At 36.9% G+C, this 17,809-nt stretch carries 16 protein-coding genes; 11 read left to right on the forward strand and 5 right to left on the reverse strand.

The genetic code is table 11. From position 1 onward, the window contains the following. Positions 1-174: 174 nt before the first annotated feature. The 6 genes from EHQ16_RS10865 (at position 175) to EHQ16_RS10890 (ending at position 6,916) form a co-directional block, all read left to right on the forward strand. Entirely contained in the window at positions 175-1,491 is a 1,317-nt protein-coding gene (locus EHQ16_RS10865; protein WP_244242043.1) for a sensor histidine kinase, read from the forward strand. A gap of 79 nt (positions 1,492-1,570) precedes the next feature. Then, positions 1,571-2,095 carry a chemotaxis protein CheW gene (locus EHQ16_RS10870; RefSeq protein WP_135635669.1) on the forward strand — a complete coding sequence of 175 codons (525 nt, stop codon included), beginning with the start codon at positions 1,571-1,573 and terminating at the stop codon, positions 2,093-2,095. Between the two features lie 14 nt (positions 2,096-2,109). Further along, positions 2,110-3,630 (forward strand): HAMP domain-containing methyl-accepting chemotaxis protein, encoded by a 1,521-nt coding sequence (locus EHQ16_RS19665; protein WP_135635667.1) that lies wholly within the window; start codon positions 2,110-2,112, stop codon positions 3,628-3,630. An 8-nt stretch (positions 3,631-3,638) separates the two neighbouring features. Beyond that, a complete protein-coding gene (locus tag EHQ16_RS10880; RefSeq protein WP_135635665.1) occupies positions 3,639-5,507 on the forward strand; it encodes a chemotaxis protein CheA in 1,869 nt (622 codons plus the stop codon). After that, positions 5,507-6,529 carry a protein-glutamate methylesterase/protein-glutamine glutaminase gene (locus tag EHQ16_RS10885; protein ID WP_135635663.1) on the forward strand — a complete coding sequence of 341 codons (1,023 nt, stop codon included), beginning with the start codon at positions 5,507-5,509 and terminating at the stop codon, positions 6,527-6,529. Before EHQ16_RS10880 ends, EHQ16_RS10885 begins: the two co-directional genes overlap by 1 nt. Positions 6,530-6,547: 18 nt before the next feature. After that, positions 6,548-6,916 carry a response regulator gene (locus EHQ16_RS10890; RefSeq protein WP_135635661.1) on the forward strand — a complete coding sequence of 123 codons (369 nt, stop codon included), beginning with the start codon at positions 6,548-6,550 and terminating at the stop codon, positions 6,914-6,916. Here EHQ16_RS10890 and EHQ16_RS10895 read toward each other — a convergent pair. The 4 genes from EHQ16_RS10895 to EHQ16_RS10910 all read right to left on the reverse strand — a co-directional run bounded on the left by EHQ16_RS10895 (position 6,913) and on the right by EHQ16_RS10910 (position 12,187). Then, on the reverse strand, positions 6,913-7,458 hold the full coding sequence (locus EHQ16_RS10895; RefSeq protein ID WP_135635659.1) for a chemotaxis protein CheD: 546 nt from the start codon (positions 7,456-7,458) through the stop codon (positions 6,913-6,915). The two genes, EHQ16_RS10890 and EHQ16_RS10895, sit on opposite strands and share 4 nt — an antisense overlap. Before the next feature lie 201 nt (positions 7,459-7,659). Then, a complete protein-coding gene (locus EHQ16_RS10900) occupies positions 7,660-8,538 on the reverse strand; it encodes an LIC_13355 family lipoprotein (protein ID WP_167482656.1) in 879 nt (292 codons plus the stop codon). A gap of 357 nt (positions 8,539-8,895) precedes the next feature. Then, positions 8,896-10,332: a RecQ family ATP-dependent DNA helicase gene (locus EHQ16_RS10905; protein ID WP_135635654.1), complete on the reverse strand. Its 1,437-nt coding sequence runs from the start codon at positions 10,330-10,332 to the stop codon at positions 8,896-8,898. A gap of 16 nt (positions 10,333-10,348) precedes the next feature. Beyond that, on the reverse strand, positions 10,349-12,187 hold the full coding sequence (locus tag EHQ16_RS10910; RefSeq protein WP_135635652.1) for an adenylate/guanylate cyclase domain-containing protein: 1,839 nt from the start codon (positions 12,185-12,187) through the stop codon (positions 10,349-10,351). A gap of 320 nt (positions 12,188-12,507) precedes the next feature. On the opposite strand from EHQ16_RS10910, the gene EHQ16_RS10915 reads away from it, so the two are divergent. From EHQ16_RS10915 to EHQ16_RS10935, 5 genes are all read left to right on the forward strand, one after another. After that, a complete protein-coding gene (locus tag EHQ16_RS10915; protein ID WP_135635650.1) occupies positions 12,508-12,909 on the forward strand; it encodes a hypothetical protein in 402 nt (133 codons plus the stop codon). A 4-nt stretch (positions 12,910-12,913) separates the two neighbouring features. Continuing rightward, positions 12,914-13,183, forward strand: a complete 270-nt coding sequence (locus EHQ16_RS10920) for a hypothetical protein (protein WP_135635648.1) — start codon at positions 12,914-12,916, stop codon at positions 13,181-13,183. A gap of 5 nt (positions 13,184-13,188) precedes the next feature. Continuing rightward, positions 13,189-13,764: a WG repeat-containing protein gene (locus tag EHQ16_RS10925; protein WP_135635646.1), complete on the forward strand. Its 576-nt coding sequence runs from the start codon at positions 13,189-13,191 to the stop codon at positions 13,762-13,764. A 9-nt stretch (positions 13,765-13,773) separates the two neighbouring features. Beyond that, positions 13,774-15,354: a C1 family peptidase gene (locus EHQ16_RS10930; RefSeq protein ID WP_135635644.1), complete on the forward strand. Its 1,581-nt coding sequence runs from the start codon at positions 13,774-13,776 to the stop codon at positions 15,352-15,354. 74 nt (positions 15,355-15,428) lie between these two features. After that, positions 15,429-17,459 (forward strand): sensor histidine kinase, encoded by a 2,031-nt coding sequence (locus tag EHQ16_RS10935; RefSeq protein ID WP_135635642.1) that lies wholly within the window; start codon positions 15,429-15,431, stop codon positions 17,457-17,459. Here the strand turns inward: EHQ16_RS10935 and EHQ16_RS10940 are convergent. After that, the gene (locus EHQ16_RS10940; protein ID WP_135635640.1) at positions 17,422-17,700 is read right to left on the reverse strand and encodes an RNA recognition motif domain-containing protein; all 279 of its coding nucleotides are present in this window, start codon (positions 17,698-17,700) and stop codon (positions 17,422-17,424) included. The genes EHQ16_RS10935 and EHQ16_RS10940 overlap by 38 nt on opposite strands. Positions 17,701-17,809 lie beyond the last annotated feature (109 nt).

Consider the following 17,809-nt stretch of genomic DNA (forward strand, 5'->3'; position numbering starts at 1 on the left):
CGTTTATCAATATATTATAAATTACAAATTCAATTGCGTATTGCAAAAAAAAGGTAAGAAAAAAGATTGGGCCTGAACCAAATTCCGATCAAGTTTTGAAATGCGATACGACATAGTTCTGAAAATCTCTTTCTATTTAATTACGAACTTTTTTTCATACGCCCACTTGAATTTATGAATTTATTATGTTATAAATTAAGTCCGTTCAAAATGTATTCTAATTCTAAAACTGAGGCTGAAATGACCGGAATGTCCACGGATGATATGATTAAATCTTTTGCCGGTTCTTTATTTCCCTCCCTACCCTCTGGAACCTACATCCTTCTATCAGCCACTGGAAAAATTGTAGAAACGTATACTTCAGAATCAAATCCATTGCAACTGGATCCAAGTGCTGTTGGCAGATCTTTCGAAGAATTACTTCCGCAAACTTATGTAAACTTGCGAGAAACAATAACTAAGGTAATGGAAACCGGGATTCCTTTTGCTTCCAGTTTTTCTTTTTCAAATTCTCAATTGTATATCAAGGTAGCTCCTTTTTTCTTTCCCGACCAAACACAAAAATTTTTCCTCATCTCTGCTTTGGAAATCTCAGAAGATACTGAAACTTTGACAAACCTTTCCCAAGTAGAAAAAGCAGTCGTACAATACGAAGAAAATTTACATAAAGAAATCATCAAAATCTTTAACTGGCGCCACGAGATTGAAGGTAAAGGAAACCATAAAGATTGGATGGAAAAAGCTTTACCCAATCTCAACACATCGCTTATGCAAGGTTCCGGACTTGGTGCCCTCGTAACTACGGTTGGTTCCTTGATCAGGAAGGCCAAAAAAATAGGTGATCATTATGAAGTCCCTTCCGCAATCTTCGAGTTGATTGACGACAATTTCCGTAGTACAAAAAAATTAGTCCAAACCTTAGCCGAAGCACAAGTGGTTTTTGAAGGAAGTTCCAGCGAAACAGAACCTACTATGTTAAAAGACCTACATGGCATGATTCAAGAAGAAGTCAGTTATCTATCCGATATGACTATTATCAAAAATCAAAGGTTTCATATCTCTAACCTACAAAATGGACAAGAAAATAAATTCAACTGTCATTTTAAACTACTGAGAACCGCCATTCGGGAACTTTTGATCAATGCAATGAAGTATGCACCTGATAATTCCAGTATATATATTCTATTTATGAGAGCAGGAAGTAAACTCTCTCTAAAAATTTTAAACTCACCGATGGATCCCTCCATCCACCAATTTGATTTTAAAAAATCAGAAGAGATCATTTTATTCCAACCATTCTATCGCGTGAATCGATATGTAGATGAAAGGTATTCGAAAGAAGAATTTGGTTTAGGACTTGGATTACCAATTGTTAAAAAAATATTAGAAGATATGAATGCGAAAATCTATTTCAATGTTTTAGATTCAAATATTTATAAGGATAAATCTTCAGAAGTATCTGTAACTTTGGAATTTGATATTATTCCATAAAATAGATATTTTAGTTACTTTATGATTTTGATGACGTTAGCTCCGATTTTACTTTTTTCGATCACAAGTAGGCGACACGATGAACAACTTAGACATGGACTCACTTTCCGACGAAAATGATGATTACGATGACGATGATACCTTAGATGGTCGCTTTCTAATCTTCTCACTCGCTGACCGAAGTTATGGGATCGAAATCAAATTCATCACCGAAATCGTAGGAATGCAGAACATTACCGAAATCCCCGACATGCCTACTTTTATCAAAGGAGTCATCAATCTCAGGGGAAAAGTGATTGCACTTATCGATGTTCGTGACCGGTTCCGTATGCAATCCATTGGTTATAATGACAAAACCTGTGTTATCATTCTCAATGTGAACCAACAACTCATTGGACTTATTGTTGATACCGTAAAAGAGGTAATCAAAATTCCACCAACAAATATGGAAGAAGCACCAAAGTTTGGAGACCACCAAGGGAATCAGTTCATTAAGTCCATAGCAAAAGTCAGCGATGATGTCAAAGTTTTACTCAATATTGAAAAACTTCTGAAAGACGAAGACCAACTTGCGTTAGATGTAGCAATTAATAATCAAACTTAAAAAGAGGAATAAAAATGTTTAATTTAAAATCCATGACAGTGAAAGGAAAATTGATCCTCGGATTCAGTTTGTTAATTTTATTTATAGGTATAGGTACTGGATCAGGAATTTACAGCGTTAATATCTTTAACCAAAAAGTAACCGATTTGGTTTTGATTTATTCTCCGAAGGTTCAATTTTCCGAAAAAATTCGAACAAAATTCATCTGGCTGGCCCGGAACGAAAAAAACCTAATTCTCGATCAAACTATGGAATTAATGAACCAAAGATTAACTGCACGAAAAAAATATGAATCGGAGTTATTTGGATTTATTGACGAATTAGAAAAGTTAGGAAATCAAAAGGATAAAGAAAAATTAAAAGAATTAAAGGAAACATACAAAGATTATGACGCGGCCTTTCAAGAAGTCAAAGTTGTTGCTTTAAAAAACTTAACCCAACAAGCGCAAGACATTTCAACATTTAAAGGTCGACCTGCCGCAGATAAGTTTGACTCAGTAGCCGATGATATTGCGGCCATGGCAGCTGCCGATATGGACGAAGCTAACAAACTTACAGATGAACTCTATCAATGGATTTTTATTTTTATGGCAGGTCTTTTTGTAGTTTCTGCCGTTATTTCTATAGTAATCGCTGCTTGGATCATCATTAGTATCACAAAGGCATTAAACTCTGCGGTGGAAATCGCAACAACTGTATCAACCGCCGCAGAACAAGTTTCTTCCACAGCGTATTCTCTCAGCCAAGGTGCCAGTGAACAAGCAGCTTCGATTGAAGAATCAACCGCTTCTATTGAAGAGATGTCATCTTCCGTAACTCAGAACTCACAAGCGGCCAACGAAACAAATGAAATTGCATCTAACTCTGCCAAAGAAACCACAAAAGGTAGAGAATCTGTTTTCAAAACTTTGGACGCCATGAAAAACATTTCTTCCAAAATCAAAATCATCGAGGAAATTGCTTACCAGACCAACTTACTTGCATTAAATGCTGCGATTGAAGCCGCTCGTGCAGGAAAACACGGAAAAGGATTTGCGGTCGTAGCAGATGAAGTCAGAAAATTAGCAGAAAGAAGCCAAGTGGCAGCACAAGAAATCAATCAACTTTCGTTTAATAGTGTTTCTCTTGCTGAAGAAGCTGGTAAAGTCATTGAAGAAATTGTTCCGAGCATTCAAAAAACTGCAGAACTTGTTTCTTCCATTGCAGATGCTTCCAACGAACAATCCTCAGGAATCAACCAAATTTCTCTAGCCATGACACAAATGGACCAAACAACTCAAATTGCTGCGTCCTCTTCGGAAGAACTAGCGGCAACGTCCAATGAGTTAAAAGAACAATCCGGCCACCTAATGGAAATTATGGGAACCTTGGTTAAAATAGATAAAGATAAATTGGCGCATTTAAAACAGAAAAAAACTATCCCAGGCAAACCTGGTGATCTCAAAAACATAGCTGCTGAGTTTGGAAAAAATAATAAATCTTCCAATGTTTTTGGTTCTGGGCATGAACACGCTGCTTTAACTGAAAAATTCTGAGTTAAGTTATGGGAAGAGAACAGCTCTTACTCGATTTTATCCCTGAAGGATTTGAACTCATAGAGGTTTGTGAATCAGCAATTCTCTCTATTGAAGAAATCAATGATAGATCAGGTGATTATGATGAAGAGTTAATTAATAACTTATTCAGGGCCGTCCATACCTTTAAAGGTTCAAGTGGATTACTAAAACTGGAAAGTTTGGTAAAAATTTCTCACGAAGCAGAAACCCTGATGGATATTTTGCGAAAAGAAAAATTACTTCCAAACGAAGATATATGCCAAGTATTAATTAACACCTGTGACCAACTCCGAAGGTTATTACAAAAAGTAGATGAAACCAAATCTAACCCGGAACTAGATGAAGAGTCAGAAGCAATCATTGAAGTTCTCAAACGAGAGATCAAACAACTGGCCCAAGAAACAAATGTTTCGGAAATAGAAGCCAAAACAAATGAACCAAAGAAAAAAAGTTACGAAATTTTTGGAGAGGAATCTTCCAATGTTTCTACGGCAGTCGTAACAAAAAAACCTGCTTTTGAAATTTTTGGTGAATCACCTGCACCTTCTCCCCAACCGGAAGAAGTCAGAAACCCGGAGATTCTGCAACCTCAAATTAATACGGAAAAACAATCAAAGGATTCATTTACCCAAACAAAAACCCCTATCGACAAAGAGGGAATGAATGTTCCGACAGCAGTCCATAAAAAAGAGATAAAGGTCGCCAATGAAAAGTTAGATGCTCTTATGGATTTAGTTGGTGAACTAGTCATTGCGGAATCGAATGTAACCCAACACCCAATGTTGAAATCGTTACGAAACGAAGATTTTAATTCTTCAATCAATCGCCTTCGTAAAATTGTTTTAGATCTACAAGAAGTTGCACTCTCCACACGAATGATACCAATTAGTGGAGTTTTTCATAAAATGTCCCGCCTGATCAGGGATCTACAGAAAAAAGCCAATAAAAAAGTAGCATTGTACATAAGCGGAGAAGAAACAGAAATCGATAAATCCATTGTTGATTTAATTGCAGATCCCATTATCCATATTTTAAGAAACTCAATCGATCATGGAATTGAAAATGCCGAAGAACGTTTATTATCCAATAAACCTGAAGTAGGATCCATCCAACTAAGCGCCAAACAATCAGTTAACGAAGTTTGGGTGATGATTCGTGACGATGGGAGAGGACTGAACCGAGAAAAAATAATCAAAAAATCAATCGAAAGAGGAATTCTATCTGGTGATACGGATCAACTTTCTGATAAAGAAGTTTACAATCTAATTTTTGTTCCTGGTCTATCAACTGCAGAATCAGTAACGGATATTTCTGGCCGTGGTGTCGGAATGGATATTGTTCGTCAAAACGTAGAAAGGATGGGCGGAAAAATAGAAATCCATAGTCGTTATGGTAAGGGCACAAGTTTTATATTAAGAATTCCATTATCCCTTGGAATTATGGAAGGAACCGTTGTCCGTATAGGAAATAAATTTTTCACAATCCAAACAACTGAACTGAGAGAGTTTATTAGCCTTAGAGATAGAGAAGAAATCCCTTTGGAAGACAACCAAAAGGTAATCGATGTTCGTGGGACATTCATACCCATCTTTGATATTAATAGAATCCTTAACCATAGAGAAGAAATTTTTTATGATGGTTTGGATCCACTTATGATTGTCCTTGAATATGAAAAAAAACTAATAGGGATCCGAGTTGATGAAATCATCGGCAACCAAAACGTTGTCATCAAACCGTTGCAAGGAATTTTAGAAGAAGCAAATGGTGTAAACGGATTTACCATTCTCGGCAGTGGGAATGTCAGTTTGATTTTAGATGTTAAATCCATTTTTCAAAAAATGCAAAGAATCGACTGATGATTAAGTTACTCATTGTTGATGATCAATCGGTTGTGCGAAAAGTCCTTTCGGAGATGTTTATTGGTGACAAAAACATACAAGTTGTTGGAACAGCAGCTAATGCTTTGGAAGCCAAACGTTTGATTCCTCAACTCCTTCCAGATGTAATAAGTTTGGATGTGGACATGCCTGGGATGTCAGGAATCGAGTTTTTAGACTGGCTTATGCCAAACTTTCCAACGCCAGTAATTATGCTTAGCACCTATACAGTATCAGGTGCTAATGCGACAATCAAAGCACTTGAAAGAGGTGCCATGGATTTTGTAAAAAAACCAGATGGTACGGAAGCTGATTTTTTACGAATGTTAGAAGAACTTACAAACAAAATTAAGAAATTAGGTTTAGGCGCAAAACCAAAACAATACGTCACAAATTCCCAACCAAAACTGGTCAGCCCCAAAGGCAAACAAACCAACATCAAACTGATTGCCATTGGTGCATCAACCGGCGGAACCCAAGCATTAGATTTTATTTTACATAAATTACCAAACGACCTACCCCCCATTGTTGTTGTACAACATATGCCAGAACATTTCACAACCTTGTTTGCGCAAAGGCTTAACCAAACGACTGGCCTTCCCGTGAAAGAGGCAACCCATGGAGATATTTTAGAACATGGTCATGTTTATTTAGCACCCGGTGACCAACATCTCCTCGTTCGCCGAATGGCAGGACGTTTTTATTTAGAAGTCGAAATGTTTGATAAAGTTAGTGGCCATCGTCCATCCGTAGACGTAATGTTTAACTCTATCTCACAAGGAAAGATGGGAAATCATTGTTTGGCCATTTTACTCACAGGAATGGGAAGAGATGGAGCTAGTGGATTAAAAGGAATCAAAGATGCTGGTGGACGAACCATCGGTCAAGACGAAGAGTCTAGCGTAGTTTATGGAATGCCCAAAGAAGCGTTTTTGTTAGGTGGTGTTGAAAAACAGGTAAGTCTTTCCGCCATACCAGATGTTATTTTACAATATTTATAATGAAAGTGGAGATTCAATATGTCAAAAAAAATATTACTTTGTGATGATGCACCAACTGCCTTAAAACTAATGGAAATGGTTCTTGGTGATGAAGGTTACGAAATATTCAAAGCAGAAAATGCAGAACAAGCAATGAAAAGCCTGGAACTCAATGGCCCTTTTGATGGTTGTGTATTTGATGTCAACATGCCAGGAAAAAATGGAATCGAATTATCTCGTGATTTTTTAGCCCACCCCAAAGGAGCTGGAGCCAATATCGTGATAGTTTCTACAGAATCTAGTGATCACTTGCGGCAAGCCGGAAAAGACGCAGGTGTAAAAGCTTGGATTGTGAAACCATTTGATGATGAAGATTTGATCGAAGTACTAAAACGGATTACAGCTTAAAATGTATAAATGGCCGTTTTTTTAACCATCCTTTCGCGAACCTTAGTTTCAAAATGTCTTTCTTGTGTGAGAATTTCAGTAGATAGGTTCGCAGGTATCCTGGTTATAAAAACGTCATAACTATCCGTATGGAAAACCAACTTTCGATACAACTCCCCACCTGTGTCTTCACTGACGATTGGGATTTTTTCCGTTTGCAAAAAACTTTTAACAAAACTTACATTTTTAGGGCCAGCATGACTCGTTGTTAGTTTTAAAGTCTGGGATCCACCAAAGATTTTTGCCTTTAATTCATTACGTGGGATATTGAGTTTCACAAATTCATTGATGATAAGTTCCATGGAAGTAATTCCGTAACGTGAACTTTTTTTCTCTTCTATTTTGTCGTTACTACCTGGTAAGAGAATATGATTGATGGCGCTATGTTTTGTTTTTTCGTGAAACAAACAGACAGAAACACAAGATCCCAAAATAGTTCGGATTTCATAAAAGCCTGAGGTAAAATAAGCTTCACCAATATTTAGAAAAACTTGTTGTTTCATACAAAGTGATACACGGGGCAGAGATCTATTTTCATAATTACCGAAGAAATGAATTTGTCATTCCAAATTATTTTTCGTGAGAAACCATTCGTGAGAAAATATTCGCATGAATGATAAGACGTATTTTTTTCTAAAAAAAACGACCACCCAAACAAGGGGATCCCTAAATCTATTGGATGGTCAAAATGTAGTTCTAGTATTTTATCTCGTAGTTCGGTATCTAGCGTACACTCCGTCAATGTCCGGCCCATTGGAAATGGCTTCTTTTACAAAAGCCAAATTTGTATCTGGGTTTTTCCAACGAACCGAAGATGCAGAAGACAATCTGATGTAAGTAAATCCAGTTTTCAATTCATCTCTTAAACTGGAATTACATCCAGATCCACCTGCTGAATTAGATACATCACTTAGTTCATCTAAATCAAATCCATCTCCGCCAGAGTTTGCCAATTCAAAAACTAAACTAGGATCATGTCCAAAATTTTTCGTTGTTTCATGAAATAATACTGAATTTCTGCCAGCAAACCTTGGCCAATCAGCAGGATTTTTAGAATATGTTGTTTCTGGCGCAAAACTATAATTCGGATTAAACCCACACCAATTGGTAGTATCGTTACTAACTTCAACGATAATGATATCCATAAAATATGTACTCGGGTTAGATACTTTGAATGCATTTTCAAAAACAATAAAATCAATACCAGGACCATTGGTAATTTTGTGACCAGACCATTCTAAAATAATATGATCATTTGCTAATGTATAGTATAAAGAAAATACATCGGTTCCACCTCCAGTAAGACCAGCACCGCGAACTCCATTCACTGCATTATTACTATTTCCGATTCCTGAGCCTGTATGCCCAGGCGCAGACTTTACTGTATCTGCCAACCAAACACCAGGATGAGAGGAGACGGGACCAGGAATGTCTGGATTGTCCGATCCATCGATGGGGTTTGTATTTTCCATTTGTAACAATGGTAAAAGTAGAGTCGAATCTACGTTAGATGGTTTTGTTTCGCAATTCCAGACCAAAAGAAAGGAAGTGCTGACAAGAAGTAAGTTTGTTTGAATTTTCAATTTTGTCTCCTTTGTTGTCATTAGGAGCGCAGAATTTGTTCAGTTGTAGTTTGTTCAATTGCAGACGACCCAATGACATATTTGTCCGGGGCCCTGAAAAAAATTTTCGGTGCAAATGATCGTTTACGGGCGATTCATTTACGGGAAGATCCGACTTATTCCATAGTAGTATGGAAATCACGGTTGCGCCGTCAGCTGAGGATTTACACCCCATTCCTCCCGGAATTAAGTCCAGCTTTTGCAAACGAACAATTTAAACAAGAAATAAAGAAAATATCATTTCAACTATCAAGACATTTATAAATGAAATTCGGTTTGAAATCGGTTACACAATTGGGCTCCGTAGCCATAGGCAAATCATAAAGGATCTAAACACAAATCACAATTCCCACAAATCTCGAAAGGAGAATCAAAATATTCATGGATGAACTTCCGCCGACAATCTTTTGTTTTTGTATAAAGAACCGTTTGATAGAGTCGTTTTTGATTTTCCTTTTTTTTATCCAACAATTCGGCTTCTGAAAAAAAGGAATCAGACCAAGTGGACTCAATTTGTAAAGTTCCACGTTCGATATCCCCAGAAATAAGACCTTTACTTGCCAATAAACTTAGAGCTGTTTGAATTCGATGGTCTCCTTTGTTTTTATAAGTCAAATAAGATTGTAAGGTTTCATAATCCAAACTGGGTAATTCAGTTTGTTTTTGTAGTAAGGTTTGAAATAATTTTTTCAAATACGATACATCAGGGTTTTGCCATTCAATAAATTCCATTTGTACACTGAGATCATCTTGGCAATAATAAAGTCTACAATCAGAAGGGTGACCATCTCTCCCTGCGCGACCAATTTCTTGGTAATAAGACTCTATACTTCCGGAAATTTGTGCATGATAAATATTACGAATATTTGGTTTATCAATCCCCATTCCAAAAGCGTTAGTAGCAAGTAGAAGCCCATCTTCTGATTTAAGAAATAAAGATTGTATTTTGTTTCTTTGATCTGGAGAAAGTTTGCCGTGATAAAAAAAATGCTTTTTATGTTTCGTATCCAAAAAGTGGCTAAACTTTTCTAATTCGCTAATCAAACTAAAGTAGATAATAGTAGCACCTTTCGACTGATTCAAATCTTCCAAAATTGTTTTGTATTTTGATTCCGAATCAAAACAATCCATTACCGATAGTTTCAAATTTGGACGAAACAAACCATTGTCAAAAATCTGAATTTTTTCTTTGGAAAATCCCAATTGAGTGATGATATCATCTTGTACTCGTTTGGAGGCAGTCGCCGTCAATGCAATGGTAGTTGGAGAACCTAAAATTTCACGAAACCAAGCAACTTTAGTATAGTCAGGCCGAAAGTCATGACCCCATTGGCTGATACAATGTGCCTCATCAATGGCAAGAAGAGAAATATTGATTCCACTAAGTGCATCCAAAAATTCTTTTTTTTGAAATCTTTCCGGAGAAACATATACTATTTTATACTCTCCAGATTTTAGTTTGTCATACCGATCCAACCTTTCCTTTTTCCCCAAACTAGAATTGATAAATGTTGCAGGAACAGCTTTACTTTGTAAGGCGGCAACTTGGTCTTTCATGAGAGCTATCAGAGGAGAAATGACAATACACGTTCCTGGCAATGTGAGAGCAGGGATTTGATAACACAAAGATTTGCCCATACCCGTTGGCATAAGGACGAGAGCATGTTTTTTCGATAAAACATGTTTGATGATTGTTTCCTGGTTTCCACGAAATTGGGAAATGCCAAAAATTTCACAAGATTGCTTTAGAGTCATTTATTTTTTTAGAATTCTAAGACTCATGTGTGACAAGAAAAACTTCAATTGGCTTTAGCTTTCCTTTTACAGTTTCTTCTGCAACAAACTTTGTCTGAAACAATTCAGGCCGCTCCAAACTAGCAATCGTAGATCCAGAAACAAGAATATCGGCAGAATATTTTTTTGTTAACCCTTCTAAACGACTGGCGGCATTGACAGTATCGCTAATGACAGTGGAGTCCATCCTTCTGTTTTCACCGATAGTCCCAAGCATTAGTGGGCCAGTATGAATTCCAATCCCAAACTCCACAGCCTGATATCCACCCCTAACCCGCCCATCGTTGTATTCCCGAAGTGCATGCCTCATGGCGATGGCTGCCACCAAAGATTCATCAGGTGGGCCAGGAAAAAGTGCCATCATTCCATCTCCCAGGTATTTATCCACAAATCCATTATGATCTCTAATGATGGGACCAAATAGTTTAAGAAACGAATTGATAAACTTGAAGTTTTCTTTTGGACTCATTGATTCAGATAAACCAGTGAAATTTCGAATATCCAAAAAGAATACAGTCATTTTCATTTCGGTAAAATCACCTAAAGCAATTTCTGTGATACTTTTTTTATTCAATAAACCCAACACTTCTCGAGGAATGAATCTTTCAAGAGAGGAATTTATTTTTTCTAAGGCGGCAGAATGCATTTCGCTCGTAGCAAATGCATTAGCAAAAAGACGTGCAACAACCAAAGACTGTGCTAATAAAAAAACGAATGTCCCTACATTCACTAAAGATGGAAGATTCCAGAAAAAATGACTTTTTACAATATCAAGCAATACGGTGAACAAAAAAACAACTGTTCCCCCAACAAATAACCCTGCTCCGGGTTCTTTATGAAGAAGTGCTCGGCCAACAATGATTAAACTATAGATTCCATAAGAAACAAGTAACAATTGAAAAGGAACTAACAATTTGGTTGTCCAAACAATAGGGGCAGTAACATTAATGACTGCATATAAAATCCCACCAATCATGGTAATGATTGTTGCTGGCCGATATGAAAATTTGGGATACAAACGATCAACAAAGGCAGCAAAACTTACCAATGCCAATGCCATGGTAACATATACACCACGAATCACAAAATACCAGCTAACATCTGGGAAAATTTCTAAAAACAATGTTTCACTGTAAAAAGTAGAACGAAATGAAATCATCAAACAAAATACACCGAACCATAGTGGCGCCCTATTTTGACTACGGAAGAAGAAGGAACCACAATGATAAAGTCCCATAAGAAAAATGGCGCCAAAGAGAAAGGCCTCCCAAATCACTGCTTGTGTTCGGATCCCTTGAATTTGATCTAAAGTACCGAGTGTTAAACTATAATAGATACCGCCAAATTGATCATCCCAGTTTGATACCTCAACCTCCAAATCCATTTCAGTTTTTTCTGTTTTCGGAATTAAGATGACCCTTGGCCGATAAGAAGGAAAACCACTTCCCGATACGGGCGAAACAAGACCTTCTTTTGCTATGACAGCCCCATCAACTGACAACGAGAAGGCGGTTCCGACCAAGGGAGACAATATAGCTAATTGATGAGAATTGTCCGGTAGTATAATTTTTAACCGATAAACACCATGCCCCAGAGGATTTCCATGAAATCCCTTGGTGGACGGGACTTCCCAAGGAACTCCATCGAGTTTCCATTCCCCATCTAGAGGAACCGTCCCCTGAAGCCATGACCACAAACTTAGATCTAATGTTCCTGCCGCCGCAGTGGGAATTTGTAATTGTCCAGATCGCGGCGAACAGTACGAACAAATACTAATGGCAATCAAGACTACAGCAATACGAATATATGGAAACATTTCCTGGAATGCTAACGGACAGTAGGAGATTGTCAATCGAATTCGATCTTTAAGAAGAACAAGAAAAGGCAAAATCTCGATTCTTGGTTCGTATAAATTCAATGAAGTAAGAACGATTCATTCATAACAAATCTATTAGTAATGAATCCAACGAAACCACTTACAGTAATTACGGTGTACTACTAATCCTTTCCAATGATATAAAGTTTTTTAAACCAGTTAGTTATAAAGAAATGAAGAGACCTTAAACAAAAAAGAAGTCCAAAGAACTTGACAATGAATTTTAGAACTTTAAAGTTTTGTAATCTAAAGGAGACTAGATGAAATTAAAATTTTCCAAAATCATTTCGATTTGTATTTTTTTTACGCTGACTGCATCCGTTTCAGCACAAAAAGGACAACAGTACGAAGCAAAACCACAAGGTGGATTTACAAAAAATATATCAGGCACTTGGGATTGTGGTGACTTTGGGAAACTTACACTCAAACAGAACGGAATTTCAGTCACTGGTGTTTATGATAACAACGGAGGAAGTTTGAGAGGAACCATTACTGGTAATACATTCAGTGGTGTCTGGTCTGAATCAGAAACTGGTGATTCCGGAGCATTTGAATTCGAACTAGCCATCAAACGTATGTCTCCAGATCCAACACATTTAGATGGGAAGTGGAATCACACAAACGATCGCAAATGGCAGACCGGATGGAACTGCGTTAAGTAACATTATGATAATAATAAAATCAATTTTAATTATTGCAGGGTTCATTGTATTAGGCGGGGTCGTCGGTTTTTTTGGACCTTTCATCATTGCGCAATTCGACCAAAATCCTGCTTGGTCTATGATCACAATGGTTACCGTACCAATAGGTTTTCATCTAGGACTTGTCGTCGGTTTGTTTTGGGTTTTTGGATTTTCCTTTCCCGGAGTCATCGTTCCTTTAATTACAAGTCTTGGTTTAGCTACAATGGTTTACTATTTAATTTTTAATCAGTAGGTGTTATGAAATTTCTTTTAACTTTCTTAATTTTCTTTATACCATTACTTGCTAAGTCTAATCTTCCAATTTCTTTTGAAGAAAATGGGCTTTATGGTTTTAAAAATAAATCGGGCAAAGTCATCATCAAACCCCAATACCAACATGTGATGGACTTCACCAAAGAATCAGTCAGTTTTGTTGTGAGTGACAACAAGTGGGTATGTATTGATACCAAAAACAAAATTCTTTTGGAAACCTTTGTTTATGATAATGGGCCTGATTATTATTCAGAAAAACTCGCGCGGTTTGTAGAAAACGGTAAGTTTGGTTTTTTTGATTCTCATTGCAAAAAACAAATCCCTGCGAGTTATGATTTTGTTTTTCCTTTTGTAAACGGTTTTTCTATCGTATGTAATGGCTGTAAATTACAACCAGAGGATGAACATTCAAGGATTGTAGGAGGAAAGTATGGTGCCATAAATAAAACAGGCAAACTAGTCATTCCAATCCAATATGAACAGATTGACTCCATTGATGCAAAAAAGAAAACAGCCAACGTTACCAACAACAAAACAAAGATTACAATCAACTTCAAATAGAGAATCACAATGCCAATTCGAATGACAGATGACGACAAGGAACCAGAAGAAGAATCAAAGTCAAAAGGAAGTTCTTTTTTTCTAATAGCGATTATCGCCTTCCTCGGTGGACTTATTTTTAAATACCCTAAGGTAATGATCCCGATTCTACTGATAAGCCTACTTGGACTCATTTGTATTGGAAGTATTTCAGATGATTCTGACACAGAAGAGGATCATTCCACCGAATCTGTGTCAGATGGCCCTCATAAATTAGGTGCAAAGTTTGATACGAAAAAGTATGACAGAACACCCGTTTATGAACCACTTTCGAAAGATTCTGAGAACACGTTACCTTCCGAAGTTTCCTTACTCAAATACGCTCCCAAAAGACAAAGCCAAGGGGAGCAAGGTTCATGTACAGGTTGGGCCGTTTCCTACGCTGCGCGAACCATTTTACACGCAAAAGCAACGGGAGAGGATCCAAACAAGGTTAGTTTTAGTCCGGCTTATCTGTTCAATCAAAACACAGATAAAGATTGTGACGGGGCTTACCCTGTCGACTTACTGGAAGATTTAAAAAAACAAGGGAATTTACAATTTTCAGAATTTCCTTACAATGAAAATTCGTGCCGCAACAAACCTTCTTCAGAACAAAAGGAAAAAGCAAAAGAGTTTCGAATTGAGGGTTACCAACGCCTAACAGAAGATGGCGAAAAATACGAAACTGATATTGATTCAATCAAACAATATTTATCTCAAGGTTCTCCTATAGTGATTTCGATGGAAGTTGGTGGAACTTTTTTAGACCTAAACAAAGCAGTTTGGATTCCCACTTCAGAGGATTACAAAGCAGTCAAACGTTATAAAAAAGGAAAAGATTCATCGGGAGACTGGGGTGGCCATGCAATGACTGCCATTGGTTATGATGATAACAAAGAAGGTGGTGCCTTCCAAATCATGAATTCCTGGGGGGAACGATTTGGCCATAAGGGAATTTTTTGGATTCGTTACGAAGATTTTAATTTATTTGTTAGAGAGGCTTATGCTCTTTATCCACCAAAAACTTTTGCACCTAACGAAACTTTTTCTTACCAACTTGGTTTGATTGACAATTCCACCAAAGAATTCATCCCATTAGAACAAATTAAGGATAATATCTACAAAACAAAAAACCCAATCAAGATTGGGACTCGATTCAAAGTCAGTGTAAAAAACGAAAAACCAATTTATCTTTATATTTTTGGCCAGGAGACGGATGGTAGCTCCTATGTTCTATTTCCTTATACAGATAAACATAGTCCGTATTGCGGAACCAGTGGAGTCAGAGTTTTTCCCAAAAAACAAAGTTTAGAAGTAGATAACGTTGGCAAAAAAGATAGTATCGTTATTGTTTTTGCGAAAAAGCAGTTAGATTACAAGTCAATCAATGTTTCCGTCAATCGATCAAAATCAAATTCCTATTTAGAAAAGTTCCAATCAGTAGTCCAAACAAAACGATCCCAAGGATCCCAATTCGGAAAGAACGGAGATAAAATTGATTTGGTTTCCACAGACCACGATCCGAACTCACTAGACTTTGTACTAATTGAGTTTGATAAAGAAAAATAAACCTATGACACTAGAACTCAAGTTTGCACGATTGCAGTGTCGGGTAAAATCCGAATCATCGGTTTTTTCGAAAAATGAATTGGAAACTTTTGTTTTGGTTGTTTTGCCTATATAGTTGCGTTCCGCTTTCTCATACAACAGACAGTCCCATTGCCATCCATGGACAGATTGACTTTAGGGATTGGGATTTCCAACAATCCCTTCCCCTATCAGGGGAATGGACTTTCCACTGGAATCAATTCAACCTACCTAACCAATCCATACCAGAGAAATTAATTAGCTCTCATAAACAAAATCAAAACTCAGACAACTCTGATGATTTCCAAACTATCGGAGAAAGATGGAAAAATAAATTTGAAGGCACTGGTTACGCCACCTACCAATTGAATATTTTATTCCCTGAGTCTGCAAAAGAAAATATATACGCACTTCGATTCTTTCAAACTGGTGGAGCAGCGATGTCCATATATATCGATGGAGTTTTGAAGTTACAACTTGGAAAAGTAGGAACATCCAAAGTTACCATGGTTCCCACTCGTAGTTCGGGACTCATAATACTTCCTTATCCGAAGGCAGAAACAAAAATCCTTGTCCATATATCTAATTTTCATCATGATGACGGAGCTTTTTGGTATCCGCCGGTTTTAGGTCTTCAAAAAAATATAAGTCACGATTCCTTCCTAGAAATTACAAGAGATTCTCTACTCACCGGTGCCCTATTATTTATGGCATTCTATCACTTTGTCGTATTTTTATTCAGAAGAAATCGAATTCTAATTTTTTACTTTGGTTTGTATAGTCTCATCATTGCCTTACACTCCATTTCGCTCAATGGAGATTCGTTATACTACTTATTTCCAAATGTCCCTTACCGAATTGCTTTTGTACTTTCTTTGATTTTTTTCTTAGCCATGCCTTCTTATCTTTTATTTCTAACCGAACGATTTCCAGACAACTTTTCAAAACGAATTACTAATTTCTTTGTCATATCTTGTTCATTATTATTTCTTTTTGTTTTAATAACACCATCAGAATTGGGGTCACAAACAACATTTTACGGATTATTTTTAACGATCGTCGGATTATTTTACACCATCATTGGTATTACCCACGCTGTTTTTCAAAAAAAAGAAATGGCCATTCCACTGTTAGTAGTTCAAGTTTTTTTATTTTTGACTGCGATCAATGACACTCTTTATCTCTACGGTATACTGAACTATTTTTTGATCCTAAAATATTCTTATCTTTCAACAGTATTATTTCAATCATTGGTTCTTGCTTCTTATTTCACAAAATCTTTTATCAAAAACGAAACTCTAGGAAAAGAACTGATCGCGCTCAACGAATCCTTAGAAAAAACAGTGATCCTTCGTACTAGTGAATACAAAGAAGCAAAACAAGTTGCCGAAGAAGCGAATGAATGGAAAGATAAATTCATATCTCTTGTTGCTCATGATTTACGTTCGCCACTTAGCACCGTTTACTCTGCGTTAACCATTGCGACAGACGAAGATTCTAACGAAGTCGATAAAACGCATATTTACAAACAAGTGTTTGTGATCTTAGAAAATGCAATGTCAACTGTGGAACATCTATTAAACCTAAACCGGTTCCGCAGAAACCAGGGGCAATACCTTTTACAACTATCAGAGAATCGGTTAGTTGAAATAACGAATCCTCTTAAGACTGGGATCATATTTGATCTACAAAAAAAATCATTACAAATTGATTGGCTCATTCCTGAAAATGTAACCGTTTATACAGATCCGTCCATTCTAGCCGAAATCCTTCGGAATCTCATCTCAAACGCAATTAAATTCAGTTACCCGAATGGTTGGATCCGTGTGAGTTCAGAAGAACAGATTGATTATACGGAAATCACTATCGAAGATAATGGCCAAGGAATTTCACAAGAACTGCAAAAAGAAATTTTTTCTAATCCGAAGCCATCACAAGGAACCATGGGAGAAAGAGGGTTTGGGATTGGTCTTAAACTTTGTTTGGAACTTATGCGTCTTCATGGAGGGAATATCAAAGTGGAATCGGAGCCAAATCAAGGGAGTAAGTTTATTTTAGAGTTTCCGAAAAAAACATCTGCACTCTAATGCAGACAGGATTCACTTTCATTTCTCGGTTTAGAATATTCTTTCCGTTTAAATCATTGATTGCATTGTCTGCATCTTTACGTTCTTTCATTTCGATAAAACCGAAACCTTTTGAACCACCAGTGTATTGGTCTGTAATGATTTTAGCAGAAGAAACTGCTCCGTGCACTGAAAAAAGCTCATTTAGCTTGTTTTCGGTCATTTCGTAAGAAAGGTTTCCTACATAGATATTTACTGACATTTGATTTCCTCAAATTTAAATCAGGAAATCAAAAACTTCCGGGTTTTGCCTATGAAATTTCTTGATTAATTAACCCAAAACTATAGACTTGATTTAGGTCAGGGACAAC

This window comes from Leptospira kanakyensis (assembly GCF_004769235.1).
GTDB classification, from domain to species: domain Bacteria; phylum Spirochaetota; class Leptospiria; order Leptospirales; family Leptospiraceae; genus Leptospira_A; species Leptospira_A kanakyensis.